We start from the raw sequence: 19281 nt of genomic DNA, 5'->3' as shown, positions 1-19281 counted from the left end.
ACAGGCATGGGCGTGACGCCGATCCTCAACCTGGACTAAGCGTCGTTGGCGGGAGCGCCTGGGTTGAAGCGCATCGGCTTGCAACGCGCGTAAATGCTCTCGACCGCGAATGGGAGCGTACGCCAGGCGTCTTTAAGGATGGCCTCAGTCGGCTTGGGAAACGCCGTCGAGATCGTTTCGATCAGATCGGGCTTTGTGCATTGAATGAGGATGCCCATGATTGGTTCGCCGGTCTGCTTTTGAGCGAACAGCGGTGCCCAACCTTCTAGGTTCAGGCTAATGGCGCCGAAGAACCCGTCGGCCCAGTCGCCCGCAAGCACTTCGCCCTCGTCAGTCCGCATTAACATCGGCGCATAGCGGCCGGGCGCCGTCAGTTGATGGGCTATGAGGTTGTAATGATCGACGATCGTATCGATCACCGCCTGGATCTTGTTGCCGATGAGCGCTTTTTTCTCGTGATCGCCGATGACATGGAACATCCAATCATTGGGCAGCAGGAAGACCGGGCCAGCCGCCAAACCGGTCAGGAAGCCATTCATCATCGAGACGCCGCCACAAGGCGGCACCGGCTCAGCCTTGTCGAACCAGGCTTCCAGCTGCTCGAGGGTCAGAAGTTTCGCACGCCTGGGTCGTTTCACGCTGCTACCGCCATATTCACTTTGGCATGTTCTTGTTTCCAATGCCAAGGCAGGCAACGCTCCAAGGAGGTCGACTTTATCTCGCCCGACACGATGCGTTCAAGCACGTCGTTGAGCCACGTATAGGGATCGAGGCCGTTCAACTTTGCTGTGGTCAGCAACGAACCCAAAATGGCCCACGTCTCGGCGCCGCCATCACTGCCGGCGAACAGACTGTTGACGCGTCCAAGCGCAATACTTCTCATATTGCGCTCGACGGTATTGGAATCGACCTCAAGCCTGCCGTCATCCAGGAATAGGGTTAGCCCAGACCAGAGCCCCAGAGTGTACTTGATGGCGGATGCGACCGGGTCTTTGGCGGATATATTCTTGAGCGTATCCATCAGCAACGTTTTGAGATCAGCCATCAGGCCTTTGGTTTGCGTCTGACGGACCGACAGGCGATGCTCGGCGCTCGTGCCGCGGATTCTGGCTTCAATCGCATAGATCTCGGCCAGGCGCTCGATCACCGCTTTGGCCAGCTCGGATTTGTACTTCTTATAGACATCCACAAACTTGCGACGCGCGTGAGCCAGACAATAGGCGAGTTTAATCGTTCCGGCTTTACGACCGGGCCGGGTCAAACTCTTATAAGCTTTATACGCATCGACTTGCAGGAGCCCGTTGTAGCTGGCCAGTTGCGACTGGATTTCCGCCTTGCCTCGACCTTGGGCAAAGACATAGGCAACCGCGGGATACGCGGGACCGTTCCATGGTCGATCGTCCACCGCGTGCGCCCAGAATTGACAGACCTTGGCTCGTTTCCGGCCTTTTTTCAGGACAGGCATGCGGGTCTCGTCCACAAACACCCGGTTATGGCTGTGAATGTAAGCCAAGAGCTTGTCGTAGAGCGTTTTCAGCCACCAGGCTGACCGTTTCACCCAACCGCAAAGCGTCGATGTGTCCAAACGGACGCCCTGTCCTTTCAGCATCTGGACCTGGCGGTTGAGTGGCAGGTACCAGGCATATCGCCATACGACCACATTGCTGATCATCGCCGTCGTCGCCAAGCCGCCCTCGAACAAACGCGGTTTCGCTTTGGCTTGAACAATGCCGGTTTCACAAGTCCGGCAGGCATACTTCGGTCGCACGGTGCGCAGAACATAAAGCGTGGCCGGCCGTGACGCGAGGGCCTCGCTTTCTTCTTCACCAATGCGATGGAGTCGCCCCTGGCAGCAGGCACATTCCAAGGATGATGGCTCAATCACCTCAACGACGCGTTCAAGATGTTCAGGGAGGGCACCGAGGTTGCGGCGAGGTTGAGATTTGGAGCTTGCTTGGCGCGGCGCCTGAGCCGGCTTTGGCTCATCGTTGGCCGCACCCACCGCAACGTCAAGCTCCGCGTCCCCCAGATCGAGACGGATCTGCCCTTCAAGAACCGTAATGGACTTTTCGGACTTCTGCCCAAAAGGCTGCGCGTTGGCCGCCTTCAACATGCCCTTCAGACGCTCGATTTCAGCGTCTCTTTCCAGGACCATGCAGACCAGAATGTCCGGGTCCCGAGGCAAGTGTTGGCCACGGTTGAGCATGACCAAGCACTACCGCACAACAGCTAAAATGTCCATGGATTACAATAAGATCACGCTATTTTTGTAGGGCGCTTCACGGGCTTCTGCTCGACCTTTGTCCAGTCCAGACCATCTAATAAAAGCGCCATCTCGCTTGCGCTGAGATGAACGGCCCCATCACGAACGGCAGGCCAGGTAAAGTGACGATCTTCCAAAACCTTGGTCAACAACACCATGCCACTGCCATCCCAAGCCACCATCTTCAAACGATCGTTGCGCTTGCTGCGGAAGATATACACGTCGCCCGAATAAGGGTTCGCGCCAAGCGCGGTCGACACCAGCGCCGCCAGACCGTTTATGCCTTTCCTAAAATCGACCGGCTTGGAAGCAATCAGGATCCGTAAATCCGATCGAAGCGTGATCAAGCCGAACCCCGTATCGCGCTGAACACCGTCCGCAACGTACGCTCATCAACGCCGCCTTCGATAACGACACAAGCACCGTTCATCTCAACTCGAACGGTCAGCGTCTTCCCGAGAGATGGTTGAGGCTGTTCGTCGCCAACCTTCACGATCGGCACGAAACGCATCTCCTCCGCATCCGATAAGCTCTCGCGGGCGCAGCGCCGCCAGTAGTGCAACAGGCCTTGGCTGACGCCGTATTGACGCGCGACCGCAGAGATATTGGCGCCGGGCACAAAACTCGCCGCAGTGATCCTTGCCTTGTCCTCCGGGCTCCATCGACGGCGGCGATCTCCGCCAATGATAACCTCGACACGACGCGGACCCGATCGAGCCCGCTCTGCAGCACCTTGCGCATAGTGCTGATGACTGTCATCAGCACTATGCGATACAGCCTTCTCCTCGCCGTCGAATGGCCCCAGATCCATCATTCCCACCTCTCAATCTCGAAGGATGGGATTATGCGCGAACTGAAATTCAATAAAATGTGGGGCGCTCGCAATGCTTACGCCGAAATCAGCAACGCCGTCGATCCCGGAGCACATGCCGTGCTCATTCTCGACCAGGCGGGATGGCACGTCACGCCGAACCTGAAGGTGCCGGACAACATCACCTTGATGTTCCTGCCGCCGCGGTCGCCGGAATTGAACCCGGTCGAGAACCTCTGGCAGTTCATGAGGGACAACTGGTTGTCGAACCGCGTCTTCAAGGACTACGACGACATCGTCGATCAATGCTGCCGCGCTTGGAACAGGCTCGTCGATCAGCCGTGGAAGATCATGTCCATCGGAATGCGCGATTGGGCGCATCGGTCATGATCCGTGCACGTTGGTATAACAACAGCCCACTCGCGAGAGGCCGGATCATTTATGCAGACTGGAACCGTCAGGAACGATCACGACCCTTGCACGGAGGAGGCGGACCATACATTTTTCGCCAGCATCTCGCGGAGCGTCGACACGTCCCTCATCGACTCCGCTAAAAGCTTCTTCAGCTTCGCACTCTCCTCCTCAAGCGTCTTCAGCCGCTTGGCTTCGGACACCTCCATCCCGCCGTATTTGGCTTTCCACTTATAGATGCTGGCATCGCTGACGCCGTGTTTGCGGCAAAGCTCCGAGACCGGCGTGCCCGCCTCGTGCTCCTTCAGAATGCTGATAATTTCTTCGTCTGTGAAACGGTTGCGCTTCATTCTCTGGTCCTCTCAATGGGCCAGAGCTTACTTCAAAATGGATTATTTCAACGGGGCAAGGTCAAGCCGACCAAACTGATCGTGGACGAAATCGAGGAACCAGCGGCCATTTGCCTTCGCTTCGACCAACATCGCCAGGGTGCAGATGCGGCCCGCGGAACTGCTGCTATTGGAGCTTACCGCTCACCTAGTTCGCACCCTGATTGCCCAAAACCAGATCGGCATAGATCTGACATTGTTCAACGCGCTTGCTCCAATCATCTGGTTGCTGGGCGCAAAGTACTGGGACGTGTTCCTCCAGCTTCTCAATGCTAATGAGCCTCGTGTCGCCCTGTTTAGAAATATGCTGTAGGACCGGAATCACCTCTACGCTTTCGATGTAAGTGCGTTCTGCCCCACCGACTACCCGGCCCTTCGAGAGTTTCATGTTGAGAACGAAGCTAAGCGCCAAATGCGCAGCAGCGTCCCACGCGTCATACGTTACCCCACCCAGTGAATAGGCAATAACCGCGATCCGCTGAGGATCTCTCTGGGTCCGATAGTATTCGACAGGCTGCACAACATGTGGATGGTGCCCGATGATTAGATCGACACCATGCTCGATTAGCTCGTGAGCAGCGTCGATTTGCTTAGACCGCGGGAAGAATTCAAACTCGAAGCCCCAATGCATGGAGGCGACGACAAAATCACAACCCTGCGCTTTGCAATCACGGATTTGCTCTTTGAGAAGTTCCAGCTCCGGCTCAACATACTTCGAAACGAGCCTCGATGTGTGAATACGGTAAGCTTCGGACTGAGGCAGTCGCCGATTGTTAAGGCCGAACGTTGCGGAAATAAACCCGACTCTGATTCCTGCCTTCGTAATGATAGTTGCTTTACCGAAATCCTGGGGCCTTTTAGGGGTTCCAAGGCAGACTATCTTTCTGTTTACAAGAAGTTGTTGGGTGGTTTCGAGGCCCTCAAGGCCAAGGTCAAACGTGTGATTGGTAGCGAAGTTAAGAACGTTGAAGCCTAAATCTTTGTGCCGAACCAGAGCGTCGAATTGAGCAAAAGAACTCCGAAGAATAGTGCAGTTTTCCGGGTCACTAGGTTCGATCACAGAGCCTTCAAACTTGTATTTTGTAACAGGCGCTTCCAAGTTCGCAAACGATATGTCGAAGTTAAAAAGAATATCACTGACGTTTTCATAAATTTTGTCTTGGGAGGCCTCGATGCCATCCATCGGCATGAGATCCCCAGAAGCGCTAAGGGTTAGGAAACTTGACCGTTCGAAACCCTCAGGCAACTTCACAAATGATTTGTTGTTCGAGAATAGCCTAGAAAGAACCCCCTCTTCCGCCTTAAGCGTCGGCTTTTCCATTTTATAGTACCAGTATGCAAAATCCACGTGGTCCATTTCAGCCGCGTCGGTCGCGGCCGTTGCAAGTGGATAATCCCATTCGCGGGAAATTATTGCTCGCTCAAGGACCTCTTTCATTTTCTTTTGAAAAGCCGAGCTTGGATCGGCGCCATCTTCAACTGGTTCTGTCGAAGGGTCGTAAGCCAACGTCATTCTCCATGTCTGATATTTGGGTCTGTGTTCATCTGCTTCGAACTAAATGGCTTGACTGCATGTCACTGCAAGCAAGCGAATCACTTAATCAGCAAACTTCGATTCGGTGCTGACGTTTGAATCATGCTGGTCTGCGGGCATCGCGTTGAACTCGGATTGAGTGCACGCCTAAACAGGCCGGGACAAACGGTCGATGATCCGGGCCCAGCTTCTCGCTCCCTTGTGAAAGCTCGTCAGGTTAAACTTCTCATTCGGCGAGTGAATGCGATCATCATCCAATCCGAAGCCCACTGGCAGGCAGTTAATGCCGAGTGAATTCTTGAGCGACGACACGATAGGCACGGATCCACCCGCTCCCATGAGAGCAGCCGGGCGCCCCCACTCATCCTCAAGAGCTTCAGCCGTTGCGCGCAAGTATGGTGATTGTGGATCTATGGTGAAGGCTCGATGTTTGCCCTCAGTTATGCCAAACTCTACTTTACAATCCGCTGGTATACGCTGCTCAATGAACTCTTGAAGAGCTGCGAGAATTCTCTCGGGATCCTGTCCTGGAACCAGACGGCATGAAATTTTCGCAGATGCCCGAGAGGGTATTATTGACTTGCTACCCACACCTTGGTACCCGCCCGTGATACCGTTTATCTCGCATGTTGGCCGCGCCCAAAGCTGCTCAAGGGCGCTGAATCCCTTTTCTCCTGCAACGGTGGTAAGGCCAATATCAGCAAGAAACGCGCCCGCGTCGAACTTGAGGTCTTCCCATTGCTTCTTTTGCTCCGCGGTAAGCGGCAGAATCCCATCATAAAACCCAGGAACCGTGATATGACCATCAATATCATGGAGTCCAGCAAGCACATGCACTAGCGCTTGAATAGGATTAAGTGCCGGCCCTCCAAACTGCCCTGAGTGCAGATCGCGGCTTGGCCCTGTTAGAAATACCTCAAGGCCAACTATGCCTCTAAGTCGGGAGGTTATAGCGGGCGTATCTTTGTCCCACTGCACGACGTCACAGATAAAGGCCACGTCACAAGCAAGCTCCGCACCATACTGAGCTAAAAATTCGGGCAGGCTCTCCGATCCCGATTCCTCCTCGCCTTCCAGAAGAACAGTTACAGCGACCGGCAATTCTCCCGTTTCTTTCCACGCCCGCAAAGCCTCAAGAAAAGTGGAGAAGTGACCCTTGTTGTCACCCGCGCCGCGAGCGATGATTACACTGCCATTGCCCGGCTCATGGTCCAGCCTGGGTTCAAACGGAGGTGTCGTCCACAATTCAAGCGGATCGGGCGGCTGCACGTCATAGTGACCATAGAACAGAATATGCGGTCTTCCATCCCGGTTGCCATCGTGAGCCACCACCATTGGATGCCCCTTGGTTTCCCGTAAGCCCGCCTCAAATCCCATGTCACGAATTGATGCAACACACCATTCTGCGGTTGCCCTGCAACTCTCTTTGTAGGCAGGATCTGTGGAGACGCTGGGAAAGCGCAAGACTTCAAAAAGCCGTTTCAAGGCAGCGTCTTTGTTGTTGTCAATTGCTTCAAGGACTGCGGATAAACGACCAGTCATGTTTTTCGTTACTCCCAATTTGGTTATGGCCGAACCATGGTGACGCTAAAGCCAAGGCACCCAACACACTGCAGCTGCACCTGTTCTATCAGGCACTCGCAATCGAATGATTGCGCCGAGAGATCGGCATGTTGATACGGCAATCTAGCGAAGCAACGCGCCGAACGAATGCAAAATTTGAGAGATATTGCAGAGATTCTGCAGAAACTGCGCTGTTTTGATATGCGTGTGCATTCCAATGCAATCTATCGTCTTGGGCCATGGGAAGAGACCGTCAGGAACTGCGATTTCGGCGCGGATTGCTCACCGATAGAGGAACTCAAACATATGCCGTGCTCGGCACTGGAGCGAAAAACTGAAAGCACATTCCTTGAAGCGCTTGTCATATCCAGACATCAGCGGACGGGTGAACGCAAAATCGCAGCAATTTGTCGTGACCGCGCGCTCTGCCCTGCACGTTGCCCTAGTTTCGCCGTGATCGGCTTTCCATGAACGAGCGAAGGGAGTTGCTCGATGGCGAGTACGTCGGTAATTCTCACATCCGGGAAGCCGGCCAAGCTGGTCGTCGCCGTTGGCAGGAGGCGAAGCTCGGATCGTTCTGGAAAACCTTCGGCCTGAGGTCACGGTCACCAACTGGAAGGCTATGGGCTGAAGCCGAACCAGCTATCGTCCTACCGGACGATAGCGCGACCGGGAAGGTGGCTGACCGGATGGCTCACCAGCGGCAATCCCAACCACATCGAATTTCTACAAGCCCTCTCCGAATTCGGGGTCGGAACAAGATTTGCAAAAAATCGTACGCTAAGCTCGAACGGACCGTGAACCTTCATCGCGGACGCGCATGATGGTCTGGCGGCTGGTCCTGAATTTCCTGGCGATGGCCGAAACACTCATCTCTTTTGCAAGATCGTCACGCACGCCTTGCTTTTGTTCATCGTTGAGCGTCGAGGGACGGCCAAGGATCTTGCCTTCAGACTTTGCACGTTTCAGGCCAGATTGCGTCCGTTCGATCAGCAAATCACGCTCGAACTGCGCTACGGCATTGAGCACCTGCATGGTCATAATGCCAGAGGAACTGGTGAGGTCTGCGCCACCGAGTGCGAGACAATAGACCTTCACGCCCATTTCCCCGAGCGCCTTGACGGTGGTGCTGACGTCGATCGCATCGCGGCCGAGCCGATCAAGCTTGGTCACGATTAGAATGTCGCCTGACTCCAGCTTCTCCATGAGCCGGGAAAAGCCACGGCGCTGCGCGATGGCGGTGCTGCCGGAGATCGTTTCGGTGACGATCCGGCGCGGCTCGACTTGGAAGCCGGCGGCCTCGATTTCCTGTATCTGGTTTTCGGTGGTCTGTCCGGTTGTCGAGACGCGGACATAGGCGAAGGTGCGTGGCATGGCGTCAATTTCGTCCGAATAGGCTGTCCGAAATATCTCTACTGTTCGAAAGCCTGTCAAGATAATTTGTGGACAGGTCGTTTTGCCCCTGTACGAAATCGTCCGTTTCCGGACAGAGGTTTGGCCACCCAGCGCATATTGTAAGGAGTAAAAACGGTGGCCCGACGGACACTTCTCAATGCTCAGGATCGGCGGGAGCTTTTCGACATTCCGACCGATGAGGACAGCCTGATCAGGCACTACTCTCTGTCGCCGGCAGATCGGCTGGAAGTCGAACTTCGCAGACGAGGACATAACCAGCTCGGTTTTGCCGTGCAGCTCTGCCTGATGCGTTATCCCGGTCGGACGCTGCTGCCGAACGAGACCCCACCAGGTGCGATGCTCAATTATGTCGCCGGGCAGTTAAACGCCGACCCCCGGCTATTCGAGTTCTATGCTCGGCGCGAGGAAACCCGCCGCGACCATACCGCTTACCTTCTCGGATATCTGGGGATGAAAAGTGCAACGACCCAGGATCGGCGCGCCGCGTTGCTGGCGGGGATCGATGCTGCGGCGACAACAGATAAAGGAGTGGCCATCGCAAAAGCAATCGTCGGCTCGTTTCGGGAGCGTCGGGTTCTGTTGCCGGCAATCAATACAATCGAGCACTTGGGACTGGCAGCCCGCCGCATTGCCCGTCGTCGCGCCGAGCGCGCATTACTCTCGGATATCGATCTGGAAAAGCTCGAAACCCTCGATGCATTGCTGGACGTTGATCCGGCGATCGGACAGACGCGCTTTCACTGGCTGCGCTCTGCTCCCGACGCACCGGGCGCAGACAACCTGATCGGATTGACGGAACGCATCGCGTTCCTGCGCTCGCTGGGGATCGATCCCCGATTACAGGCGCGCATTCCCTCCGGACGATGGGACCAGATGGTTCGGGAAGGCGATGCGGCGCCGGCGTGGCTTGCCGGAGACTTCGGCGCCAGCCGTCGACGCGCGACGATCGTGGCGCAGGTCATCAAGCTTGGCCAGAAGCTCACCGACGATGCGGTGATGATGTTCATCAAGTTGATGGGTCGGCTGTTCTCACAGGCGAACAACAGGAAAAAGCAGCGTCACATGAACGCCCGCCTCGAAACGTCCAAGGCGCTGCGGCTGTTCCTCGACACGATTGTCGCCCTGCAGGCAGCCAATGACACTGACGAAGATGCGCTTGTGACGGTAAACCGGCAAGTCGGCTGGCATCGGCTGCTTCAGATCAAACCCGGCCTTGAGGCGATGGTGGAGAGCGCCCACACTCCGCCGCTAGTTCTGGCGGCCGAGCAACATGGAAACATCCGCAAATTCGCCGGTGCTTTCCTTCAGACATTCACGTTCCATTCGCGCCGTCGGCACGATCCGCTGCTTGCTGCGGTCGCGACCCTGAAAGCGCTTTATGTCGAAGGGCGTCGTGTTCTTCCGGATCGTGTGCCGGTCGGCCATCTTGGTGCAACCGAGAAGAAACTGGTTTTTGAGGATGGAAAGCCGGATCGGCGGCTTTATGAAATCGCCACGCTCACTCATTTGCGTGACCGGCTGCGCTCGGGGGATATTTGGGTCGAAGGCAGCCGCTCGTTCCGGCCGATCGACGAAAATCTTATGCCTAAGCCAGCCTTTGCCGTCCTGAAGGAGCAAGATCAACTCGGGCTCGGTGTCCAGGCCGACTGCGCTACCTGGCTTTCCGAGGTCCGGCAGATGATGGATGCCAATCTTAAACAACTGGCCTGGCGCGCCCGTTTCGGGAAGCTCGATGGTGTGAGGATGGAGAACGGCACGTTGATCGTGACGCCGCTTACCAGCGATGTACCGGCCGCGGCAGAAGCCCTCAGTGCCGAAATCACGGAAATGTATCCTCTGGTCGAGGTGCCCGATCTACTACGGGAAGTGCATGAGTGGACCGGATTTGCCGACCAGTTCACCCATGTCCGGACGGGAGATGCGCCACAGAACATCGCCGCCATGTTGGCCGGCGTGCTTGCCGATGGCACGAATCTCGGGCCGAAACGTATGGCAGGTGCGTCGAAGGGCATCACCGCTCACCAGATTGGCTGGATGCGCAGCTTCCACGCCCGCTCAGAAACCTACCGGGCCGCACAAGCCTGCGTGACCGATGCCCATACGCGCCATCCGCATTCACAAATCTGGGGTGACGGAACGAAAGCGTCATCCGATGGGCAGTTCTTCCGCGCCAGCGACCGGGCCGCCAGACGCGGCGATATCAATCTCCACTATGGCAGCGAGCCCGGCACGAAATTCTACAGCGGCCTTTCCGATCAATACGGCTATTACAGCATCCTCCCGATCAGCCCGACTGAAAGCGAGGCGGTCTATGTGCTCGACGGTCTGTTCGACCACGACACCATTTTGGAAATCGAGGAGCTGTTCACCGATACCGGCGGGGCGAGCGATCATGTCTTTGCGCTATTCTGCCTGATCGGCAAGCGCTTCGCGCCACGCCTCCGCAATATCAAGGACAGAAAATTCCACACCTTCGAGAAGGCCGATGCTTATCCGACATTGGCGAACCACATCGGCGCGCCGATCAACACCACGCTCATCATGGAACATTGGGACGAGCTCCTGCGCCTGGCCGCCTCGATCACCACGCGCACGGTAGCGCCGTCAGCGATCCTCAAGCGGTTGTCGGCCTCATCGAAATCCAGCGAGCTGGCCAGGGCATTGCGAGAACTCGGGCGCATAGAGCGTACGTTGTTCATGATCGAATGGTATTCGACGCCGGCACTTCGCCGGCGTTGTCAGGCCGGCCTCAATAAGGGTGAAGCCGCGCACAAGCTCAAGCGCGCAGTCTTCTTCCACGAGCGCGGCGAAATCCGTGACCGCTCCTTTGACAGCCAAGCATTCCGTGCTTCCGGACTCAACCTGGTGGTTAGCGCCATCGTGCATTGGAACACCGTCTATCTCAGCCGGGCCACGACCCACCTGCGCCAGCAGGGTCGGAATATTCCTGACGAACTGCTAAAGCACGTCTCGCCGCTCAGCTGGGAGCACATAAATCTCACTGGCATCTATTCCTGGGATACCGAGCAGCAGATGCCGGAAGGCTTCCGGCCCTTGCGGCTTCCCGGCCGACTTCTTCGCGCGGCGTAACAGTTGACCTCGTCCATTCGAAAACAATATGGCGCCGCAACGGCTCTGTTGGCTGGACTAGGCCCATTGCGATCATCGGTTGGCTATACTATCCGTTACCAATGAGCACTCTGCGTTCAAATATCAATGTGAAAGCTCTCGGCCTTCATTGGCGAGACGGTCGCCTCCTCGCCGCCGAAGTTTACGATAACGAGGGGCGCGTCGTTGGCGTTCGTCCGCTCGGGGGAACGGTGGAGTTCGGCGAAAGCTCCCAAACAGCTCTAAAGCGCGAGTTCCTTGAAGAGCTTGGGGCTGAAGTGAAGGTTCTGTCGGGCCCACTGGTCATTGAGAATTTATACGTCTTTGAAGGCGAGAACGGCCACGAGATAATGTTCGTGTTCGAGATCGAGTTTGTTTCCAATGATTATCGACATCACGAAACGATCACCTTCAGTGAAAGTGACGGAACATCCGGTGTCGCACGGTGGTACGCCTTGGAAGAGCTTGATCGTCCCGGCTCACCGAGCCTTTATCCCAAAGGGTTGAAGGCACTCCTATCAGGTAGCAGCGTTTGACGTCCGCTTCCGACGTCCAGCCGCTGTTCTAACATTTATTGGTTGCTTCGTCGCTCTGTAGGTACGCGTTCATGCTGCGTTCCGTCTTAGCGTACGATTTTCTGCAAATCTTGTTCCGACCCCCATATGAGAGCTTCAGATTGTTCGCGGCACGAACAAGATATTTGGCGGCCTGTTTTGGCCGATCAAGGTCGGGAGGCTGAATTCGCATGGAACCACTCCAGCGGTGCTATCTATGGCGTGTCCACTTGGCCCGTGCACCTGGGAGAGAGGTTCTTGCGGGTTGATTCAGTCGTTCCTGCCCTGAGGCTTCGCCATTGTGGACGGCATGGCCGGACTACCATGAACCGAACATATGCGATTCGGACCACCTCGCAAGCGAAACTACCGAAACCATCAACGGGCACGACGCCCGAACCGGAATGATCGACTGCACTGGCAGCCACTGGCCCACCTTATTTCTCAACCATGGTACTGCTGGCGCCGGTCAACGAGCGAGGAAATCCGTAGTCGTTGTCGATGGTTTCGGAGTTCACCGTCATGTCGAGCGAACCGTCCGGACGGCGGAACACCTCGTAGGAAATTCTGTCGATGATCTCATTTTGCGGACTGAAGACAAGAACGCGTGGTTTGAGACGTATGATATCGTCGACCTCACCGAAAACACTGGATGCAATGATGATCTCATCGCCTTGCTGGCACGTGCGCGCGGCAGCCCCGTTGAGAATGCAATCTGGAGCCCTCGTCTCCGTAGAGCACGTAGGTACTAATCCTCGCGCCCGACATCTTGTTCCAGATGTCGACATATTCCAGCGGCTTCAAACCAACCGCCCTGCAGAAGTCCGCATCGATCGTAATCGATCCGTGATAGTTGAGCTTCGAATCCGTGACCCTGATACCGTGGAGTTTGGCGCTCACGTATTTTTCCAAAGTATAATTCCTTTTCTGGAAGCCGCAGACCGAGCCTTTCTTGCAAAGGCGAGGTGTTCCTCGTCAAGCCTTGAAATCGCCGTCTCCAGGTTATATATTCCGACACATCGGAAGAATTAATATGGAGGCCCCACATGCCCGCAGTTGCGGAAATGCTGAAGGCAAGCGAGGCTGCTGTTGTCTCGCGCGTGAGCCTGCGCGACGTCAACCGCGTCATCGACGAGCACATTCTACCAGAAGCCTTCGTCTCGCTCGACAACGGTCGTCATGTGCTGGCAGGGGCTTGCTCGCTCATCGCTTTCTATTTCGAGAGCGCGCGCCGCCTTACCTCGGAAGAACGGCTATTTGCCATCCGGACGGCAGAAGCCCGACTGGCAAGAGCGCGCGCACTCCCGTGGTCGGCGCTGTTGCGCGAGGACTGGACCGTGCGTCACGAGTTTCTGACGATTGATCTAATGCCGTTCATGAGAGGCGCGAGCGAGCGGTTGGACGACCTTGCCGCAGCGCGAGAGATTGTCACATCCTCGCCGGACGTCCTAGGCGGTGCGCCTGTCGTTCGGGGCACACGCGTTCCGGTCTATGATGTTGCCGCATCCGTAGCCGCCGGCCATTCGACGGAGCGCATCCTAGAAACCTGGCCTAGCCTGGACGCCGACAAGGTCAGACTCGCTTCGATCTATGCGGAAGCCAATCCATTGCGTGGCCGGCCGCGCGTCTCCGGCGACCTTCCCGAAGGTTCGGTCATCATCGCGGATCGTCGCGTCCCCCGCCGCAGGAAGACGGGATGAAGTTTCTGATCGATGAGTGCCTCAGCCCTGAACTGGCAAAAATGGCAATAGAAAAGGGTTACGGCGAAACCAGTCATGTCGTCTGGATGAAACTGGGCGGCCTCAAGGACTGGGAGCTCAAACCGATCATTCTTGACGGCGACTGGACGTTCGTCACCAAGAACTCGGTCGACTTCCGGGGACCAAAAGACAAGCCGGGGACGAAGGGACAATATGCCGATGTCGCGATTCATGCCGGGCTGATCTGCCTCAACGGCCCACCAGGCATGGACCTCGATATGCAGATTGAGCTGTTCGAGCAGGCTTTGATCGAACTCGACGATGACGAAGATCTCGTCAATCGGGTGTTGGAAATTTCCCTCGAAGACGAGGAAGAGCTGCGCGTGCTCCGGTACGCCCTGCCGAGAGACTAGTCATAGGGCGTTCGTGGGGAAAATATGGGCGAAGCAGCCAAACCACCAAAACTACTGTTTAAATATCGCGCGTTCAGCCCACGCCTTCTCGACATGCTGGTCGCAGATGAACTCTACTATTCGGATCCGAGCGACTTCAACGACCCGCTCGATTGTCGCCCGAGCCTCGATGCCGACCTACCCAACGATCAATTGGAACTGGCTCTCAGCCGCCTGCGCGAACAGCGTGTCCTCGCCGAAATGCAGGCAGCCGCAAAATCGCTGAAATATCGTGGCCCCAAAACCATCGACCACATAGCACGGCATAGTCAGAAAGAAGTCAGCCGGCTTCTTGAAGATATCCGTTATCACGCGACAGATCCCAGCTATGACGTGGACGACCCGCTCCAATGGCTCTTGCGCCAGTCTCTCGAGGAGGAACTTCTTCGGCGTTACGATCGCGGAATCGTCTCCTTCGGCTCCCGTGCGACTTGCCCCTTGATGTGGAGCCATTATGGCGATCAACACAACGGCATTTGCGCCGCCTACTCCATTCCACCGGAGGCAGAAGGCAATCTGCATAAGGTCACATATGGCGGCAGTCGTAAGGTCCTGGCCACCGATGTAGCCGTGATGGACAACGACAGTGAGGCCCGCCGCCGGGTAGACGACGCCGTCCTTCTTCGCAAGGCCGCAAGCTGGCGTTACGAACGCGAATGGCGCCTGATAGGAAAACGCGGTGTCCAGGATTCTCCACTTGAGCTCGAAGAGGTCATTTTCGGAATCCGCTGCAAATCGACTGTTAAGTTCACCATCGTGCAAGCGCTTGCGAACAGGGAAAGACCTGTGCGCTTTTTCGAGATGCGGGAGCTATCCGGTACATTCCGCCTCAAGAAATACGTTCTCGACACAGATGAACTCGCGGCCTCACTGCCGAGACGAGCACGCTCAATCCATGAGCTGCTCGAAATTATAGAATGCCCGCAAAAAGAACCATCGTAGAAAATTTCACTTTAAAGCAACCTCCGGCTGCTAAAGGCTTGGCTTTATCACAACATATGAAGTCCGCCAGACTATAGAGCATCTATTTCTGCCGGTACGAGCGGAGGCACAATGATCGGCAGAGGTTCGCAGTGGCGGCGATGGGAGCCGCACATCCACGCGCCCGGTACTATCCTAAACAATCAGTTCGGAGGGGGGGACCCCTGGGCAGCGTATCTCACGTCCTTGGAAAGCTGCAGCCCAGCGATCGAGGCCGTGGCTGTCACGGACTACTATGTCACCGATACCTATGAGGAGTTTTTACGCCGAAAGCAGGCCGGGCGATTGCCCCAAGTGCAGCTCGTTTTTCCGAATGTCGAATTGCGCCTGGATATCGCTGCCAAAACAGGCTTCGTGAACCTGCATCTTCTTGTCAGTCCCGAGGATCCTAACCACGTTACTGAGTTGCATCGCATTCTGCAGCGACTGCAGTTCCAGGCGCATGGCGACACCTATAACTGCACACGCAATGACCTCATCGCCCTTGGCAAGCGTGCCGACCCTTCCATTATCGACGATGGCGCCGCCCTTCGCCACGGCGCAACGCAATTCAAGGTCAATTTTGACCAATTGCGCCGGGTGCTGCGCGAGAGCGACTGGGCAAAGGCCAACATACTCGTTGCAGTCGCCGGTGCGGCCGGCGACGGAACCTCTGGTCTGCGGCAGGCGGCCGACGCGACGATGCGTCAGGAAATCGAGCGGTTCGCTCACATCATCTTCTCCAGTAGCCCGGCGCAACGCGAATTCTGGTTCGGCAAGAAAGGCGTCAGCGTTGAACAGCTGCGCGAGAACTACGATGGCTGCAAGCCATGCCTTCATGGCAGCGACGCCCACGACCAGAAAACTGTGGGGCAGCCCGTCGAAGAGCGCTTCTCGTGGATTAAGGGCGGCCTCGAGTTCGATGCCCTCCGACAGGCATGCATCGATCCTGAAGGTCGCGCCTATGTGGGAACGGAACCACCGCGAACGGCTATGCCCTCGCAAGTCATCTCACACATTTCCATCGCGGATGCAGCCTGGGCTACGACCCCTGAAATCCCTCTTAACCCCGGCCTCGTTGCAATTATCGGCGCACGCGGTTCAGGCAAGACAGCACTCGCGGTGAGAGCGGCGGTGGAAAAGTCGGCCACGGTAGCGGCGGAATAGTCCTGCCGCGGGCGGAGTAAAATCCGGCCACCTATTTCCTTTCTGCAATGATCGCAGGAGGGACAGGGGATCTACACCGTGGAACTTTATCTGAGGGTTCGCCTGGCTGTTTCCGAAGGGATGACGCAGCGTCAGGCAGCAAAGCATTTCAACGTATCGCGCGACAGCGTGGCCAAAATGCTGTCGTATTCGACGCCGCCCGGCTATCAGCGACGTTTGCCGATCCGGCGTCCGAAGCTGGATGCTTTCGTTTCGACGATCGAGCAGTGGCTGGAAGCTGACATGGTGATGCCGCGCAAGCAGCGGCATACTGCCAAACGGGTGTTCGACCGGCTTCGCGACGAGTGCGGCTTCACCGGCGGCTACACGATCATCAAGGATTATATGCGCGAGCGGGATCACCGCCGCCAGGAGGTGTTCGTGCCGTTGTCGCATCCACCGGGCCATGCGCAGGCCGATTTCGGCGAGGCGACGGTAGTGATCGGCGGCGTCGAGCAGAAAGCTCGCTTCTTTGTGCTGGATCTTCCCCATAGCGACGGATGCTATGTGCGTGCCTATCCGGCGGCAGTGGCCGAAGCCTGGGTGGATGGTCATGTCCACGCCTTTGCGTTCTTCGGGGCCGTGCCGCAGTCGATCGTCTATGACAACGACCGTTGCCTTGTCGCAAAGATCCTGCCCGACGGCACACGCAAGCGGGCAGCGCTGTTCAGCGGCTTCCTGTCCCACTACCTGATCCGGGATCGCTATGGCCGTCCGGGAAAGGGCAACGATAAAGGGAATGTCGAGGGCCTTGTCGGTTATGCCCGGCGCAACTTCATGGTGCCGATCCCGCAGTTTCCGACATGGGATGCGTTCAATGCTTTTCTGGAAGAGCAGTGCCGCAAACGCCAGCGCGACAAGCTGCGGGGCGAGAGCGAGACGATTGGCGAACGGCTGCAGCGCGATCTTGCGGCCATGCGTCCCTTGCCGGCGTCGCCGTTTGATGCCTGTGACCAGGCCAGCGCTGTTGTGACAGCCCAGTCGCTGGTGCGCTACAAAACGAACGACTATTCCGTACCCGTCGCCTACGGCCATCAGGACGTCTGGGTCCGGGGCTATGTCGATCAGGTGGTGATCGGCTGCCGCGGCGAGGTCATCGCGCGTCATCCGCGATGCTGGGAACGGGAAGACGTCGTCTTCGATCCCGTTCATTACCTGCCGCTGATCGAGCGGAAGCTCAATTCTCTGGATCAGGCGGCTCCATTGCAGGGCTGGGATCTGCCAGACGAGTTCGCCACGCTGCGCCGGCTGATGGAAGGCCGCATGGCCAAGCATGGGCGGCGAGAATACGTGCAGGTTCTGCGCCTGCTGGAAAGCTTCGACCTTGCCGATCTACATGCAGCGGTGAAGCAGGCGATACAGCTCGGCGCGATCGGCTTCGATGCGGTCAAGCATCTAATCCTGTGCCGGGTCGAGCGCCGGCCGCCGCGGTTGGACCTGGCGATCTATCCCTACCTGCCGAGGGCGACTGTCGAGAAGACGTCAGCAAAGGCGTACATGCGCCTCCTGTCGTCTGATGCGGGAGAAGCGGCATGAGCACCGAAGCGCCCGACATCCTGCTTGCCCATTATCTCAAAACCCTCAAGCTGCCAACCTTCCAGCGCGAGCACCAGAAGCTGGCCCGGCTATGCGCCACCGAAGGCGTCGATCATGTCGGCTACCTGTTCCGGCTTGCCGAACGGGAGATGATCGAACGGGACCGCCGCAAGGTCGAACGTCGGATCAAGGCGGCCAAATTCCCGGTCGTCAAAAGCCTCGACAGCTTCGACTTCGCCGCCATTCCGAAGCTGAACAAGATGCAGGTGCTGGAACTGGCCCGATGCGAATGGATCGAGCGCCGGGAGAACGTCATTGCGCTGGGCCCGAGCGGCACGGGTAAGACGCATGTCGCGCTCGGCCTCGGCCTAGCCGCGTGCCAGAAGGGTCTGTCCGTCGGATTCACCACGGCCGCCGCCCTGGTCAGCGAGATGATGGAGGCCCGCGACGAGCGGCGCCTGCTCCGGTTCCAGAAGCAGATGGCCGCCTACAAGCTGCTGATCATCGATGAGCTGGGATTTGTGCCACTATCAAAGACCGGCGCGGAACTGCTGTTCGAGTTGATCTCGCAACGCTACGAGCGCGGCGCCACCTTGATCACCAGCAATCTGCCTTTCGACGAATGGACGGAAACACTGGGGTCCGAACGTCTCACCGGCGCTCTGCTCGATCGCATCACCCACCACGTCAACATCCTCGAGATGAACGGCGACAGCTATCGTCTCGCTCAAAGTCGCGCCCGAAAGGCCGGCTGAAACGCTCCCTCAAAAAATCGCCGCGCCGGCCTGAGACCCCCGGGAGGGCGTAGCCCGAGCGGGGGTCTCAGGCCGGCGCCACAGTGGCCGACTTTTGCTCCGCCACGTGGACGGTTTTTACTCCGCCGTTGACATCGAAAGCGTGAATTGCTTGTCGCCCAGGGACCAAGAACTGTAAAGCGGGTCGGAGGCACACGTGGAAATACCCACGAGGCCCGCGGTCTGTGCTTCGCGGCTTGCCGGGCTACCGAAGTCGAAATCGCAAGGTGCAACTATGACTTGAGCGCCCTTCTCGATCAGCTCGACGGCAACATTGCCGACGGTTACGGCATCCGATTTCCCGTCAATGTTCAGGAATTCGACCTGTTTTCCCAGGATGCCGCCATTGTCGTTAAGATATTTGACCGCAACCTGCGCGCCCTTGTAGCCGGGCGTGTCTAGCGGAGCCTGGACCCCGGTGAGAGACAGCGCGCCACCGATGATGATCTTGCCATCATCAGCAACAGCTCCGCCAGCAAGTGCCGCGACGATGGATGTCGCCGCCAAGAGTAAACTGAGCTTATTCATTGTCATTCCCCTTCTTTTGTCAGCAGTTAAAATAAGGCCCGGCGAATGCCGGGCGG

Annotated in this window: 14 protein-coding genes and 5 pseudogenes; 9 read left to right on the top strand and 10 right to left on the bottom strand. The window is 57.1% G+C overall.

Features of this window, described 5'->3' with window-relative positions; translation table 11 throughout:
* Nucleotides 1-35: 35 nt before the first annotated feature.
* Genes ACMDCR_RS01290 through tnpA form a run of 4 tightly spaced genes read right to left on the bottom strand, consistent with a single transcriptional unit; the run spans nt 36 to nt 3077 of the window.
* Nucleotides 36-638 carry a YecA family protein gene (locus ACMDCR_RS01290; protein WP_413990746.1) on the bottom strand — a complete coding sequence of 201 codons (603 nt, stop codon included), beginning with the start codon at nt 636-638 and terminating at the stop codon, nt 36-38.
* Nucleotides 635-2206, bottom strand: coding sequence for an IS66 family transposase (gene tnpC, locus ACMDCR_RS01285; protein WP_413990745.1), 1572 nt, complete (start codon nt 2204-2206; stop codon nt 635-637). Before tnpC ends, ACMDCR_RS01290 begins: the two co-directional genes overlap by 4 nt.
* A 50-nt stretch (nt 2207-2256) precedes the next feature.
* On the bottom strand, nt 2257-2610 hold the full coding sequence (gene tnpB, locus ACMDCR_RS01280; protein ID WP_018856625.1) for an IS66 family insertion sequence element accessory protein TnpB: 354 nt from the start codon (nt 2608-2610) through the stop codon (nt 2257-2259).
* Nucleotides 2607-3077, bottom strand: coding sequence for an IS66-like element accessory protein TnpA (gene tnpA / locus ACMDCR_RS01275; protein ID WP_413990744.1), 471 nt, complete (start codon nt 3075-3077; stop codon nt 2607-2609). The genes tnpB and tnpA overlap by 4 nt, the downstream gene beginning before the upstream one ends.
* A gap of 81 nt (nt 3078-3158) precedes the next feature.
* Here tnpA and ACMDCR_RS01270 point away from each other — a divergent pair.
* Nucleotides 3159-3464: pseudogene (locus ACMDCR_RS01270) on the top strand (transposase); the annotation flags it as partial.
* A gap of 107 nt (nt 3465-3571) precedes the next feature.
* Here ACMDCR_RS01270 and ACMDCR_RS01265 read toward each other — a convergent pair.
* The 4 genes and pseudogenes from ACMDCR_RS01265 to ACMDCR_RS01250 all read right to left on the bottom strand — a co-directional run.
* Nucleotides 3572-3835, bottom strand: a pseudogene (locus ACMDCR_RS01265) (transposase); the annotation flags it as partial.
* Between the two features lie 187 nt (nt 3836-4022).
* The gene (locus tag ACMDCR_RS01260) at nt 4023-5381 is read right to left on the bottom strand and encodes a CapA family protein (RefSeq protein WP_413990780.1); all 1359 of its coding nucleotides are present in this window, start codon (nt 5379-5381) and stop codon (nt 4023-4025) included.
* Between the two features lie 174 nt (nt 5382-5555).
* Nucleotides 5556-6950: a dipeptidase gene (locus ACMDCR_RS01255; protein ID WP_413990779.1), complete on the bottom strand. Its 1395-nt coding sequence runs from the start codon at nt 6948-6950 to the stop codon at nt 5556-5558.
* An 801-nt stretch (nt 6951-7751) separates the two neighbouring features.
* On the bottom strand, nt 7752-8345 hold the full coding sequence (locus ACMDCR_RS01250; RefSeq protein WP_413990778.1) for a recombinase family protein: 594 nt from the start codon (nt 8343-8345) through the stop codon (nt 7752-7754).
* A 156-nt stretch (nt 8346-8501) separates the two neighbouring features.
* On the opposite strand from ACMDCR_RS01250, the gene ACMDCR_RS01245 reads away from it, so the two are divergent.
* Nucleotides 8502-11477, top strand: a complete 2976-nt coding sequence (locus ACMDCR_RS01245; protein ID WP_413990777.1) for a Tn3 family transposase — start codon at nt 8502-8504, stop codon at nt 11475-11477.
* Nucleotides 11478-11578: 101 nt separating this feature from the next.
* Nucleotides 11579-12031, top strand: coding sequence for an NUDIX hydrolase (locus ACMDCR_RS01240; RefSeq protein WP_413990776.1), 453 nt, complete (start codon nt 11579-11581; stop codon nt 12029-12031).
* Between the two features lie 455 nt (nt 12032-12486).
* Here the strand turns inward: ACMDCR_RS01240 and panD are convergent.
* A pseudogene (gene panD / locus ACMDCR_RS01235) lies at nt 12487-12961 on the bottom strand (aspartate 1-decarboxylase).
* 134 nt (nt 12962-13095) lie between these two features.
* On the opposite strand from panD, the gene ACMDCR_RS01230 reads away from it, so the two are divergent.
* From ACMDCR_RS01230 to istB, 6 genes and pseudogenes are all read left to right on the top strand, one after another.
* Nucleotides 13096-13749, top strand: coding sequence for a DUF433 domain-containing protein (locus ACMDCR_RS01230; protein WP_413990775.1), 654 nt, complete (start codon nt 13096-13098; stop codon nt 13747-13749).
* Nucleotides 13746-14162, top strand: a complete 417-nt coding sequence (locus ACMDCR_RS01225; RefSeq protein ID WP_413990774.1) for a DUF5615 family PIN-like protein — start codon at nt 13746-13748, stop codon at nt 14160-14162. The genes ACMDCR_RS01230 and ACMDCR_RS01225 overlap by 4 nt, the downstream gene beginning before the upstream one ends.
* Before the next feature lie 24 nt (nt 14163-14186).
* Nucleotides 14187-15143 carry a DUF2971 domain-containing protein gene (locus ACMDCR_RS01220; RefSeq protein WP_413990773.1) on the top strand — a complete coding sequence of 319 codons (957 nt, stop codon included), beginning with the start codon at nt 14187-14189 and terminating at the stop codon, nt 15141-15143.
* Between the two features lie 111 nt (nt 15144-15254).
* Nucleotides 15255-16283, top strand: a pseudogene (locus ACMDCR_RS01215) (TrlF family ATPase); the annotation flags it as partial.
* A 165-nt stretch (nt 16284-16448) separates the two neighbouring features.
* Nucleotides 16449-17903: an IS21 family transposase gene (istA, locus tag ACMDCR_RS01210; RefSeq protein WP_413993798.1), complete on the top strand. Its 1455-nt coding sequence runs from the start codon at nt 16449-16451 to the stop codon at nt 17901-17903.
* Nucleotides 17900-18658 carry an IS21-like element helper ATPase IstB gene (gene istB, locus ACMDCR_RS01205; RefSeq protein ID WP_413990772.1) on the top strand — a complete coding sequence of 253 codons (759 nt, stop codon included), beginning with the start codon at nt 17900-17902 and terminating at the stop codon, nt 18656-18658. Before istA ends, istB begins: the two co-directional genes overlap by 4 nt.
* A gap of 132 nt (nt 18659-18790) precedes the next feature.
* On the opposite strand, the pseudogene ACMDCR_RS01200 reads toward istB, so the two are convergent.
* Nucleotides 18791-19225 (bottom strand): annotated as a pseudogene (locus ACMDCR_RS01200) (ABC transporter substrate-binding protein); the annotation flags it as partial.
* Nucleotides 19226-19281: the final 56 nt, after the last annotated feature.

The sequence above is a fragment of the Labrys okinawensis genome (assembly GCF_047345005.1).
GTDB lineage: Bacteria > Pseudomonadota > Alphaproteobacteria > Rhizobiales > Labraceae > Labrys > Labrys okinawensis.
Note: the sequence above shows the minus strand (reverse complement) of the source record. Positions and strands in the feature narration are given on the sequence as shown.

Bases quoted from the DNA above. Each gene is read 5' to 3' on its own strand.
- tnpC (WP_413990745.1), bottom strand. From the start codon at position 2,206: ATGCTCAACCGTGGCCAACACTTGCCTCGGGACCCGGACATTCTGGTC.
- tnpA (WP_413990744.1), bottom strand. From the start codon at position 3,077: ATGATGGATCTGGGGCCATTCGACGGCGAGGAGAAGGCTGTATCGCAT.
- ACMDCR_RS01255 (WP_413990779.1), bottom strand. From the start codon at position 6,950: ATGACTGGTCGTTTATCCGCAGTCCTTGAAGCAATTGACAACAACAAA.
- ACMDCR_RS01250 (WP_413990778.1), bottom strand. From the start codon at position 8,345: ATGCCACGCACCTTCGCCTATGTCCGCGTCTCGACAACCGGACAGACC.
- ACMDCR_RS01240 (WP_413990776.1), top strand. From the start codon at position 11,579: ATGAGCACTCTGCGTTCAAATATCAATGTGAAAGCTCTCGGCCTTCAT.
- ACMDCR_RS01230 (WP_413990775.1), top strand. From the start codon at position 13,096: ATGCCCGCAGTTGCGGAAATGCTGAAGGCAAGCGAGGCTGCTGTTGTC.
- ACMDCR_RS01225 (WP_413990774.1), top strand. From the start codon at position 13,746: ATGAAGTTTCTGATCGATGAGTGCCTCAGCCCTGAACTGGCAAAAATG.
- ACMDCR_RS01220 (WP_413990773.1), top strand. From the start codon at position 14,187: ATGGGCGAAGCAGCCAAACCACCAAAACTACTGTTTAAATATCGCGCG.
- istA (WP_413993798.1), top strand. From the start codon at position 16,449: ATGACGCAGCGTCAGGCAGCAAAGCATTTCAACGTATCGCGCGACAGC.
- istB (WP_413990772.1), top strand. From the start codon at position 17,900: ATGAGCACCGAAGCGCCCGACATCCTGCTTGCCCATTATCTCAAAACC.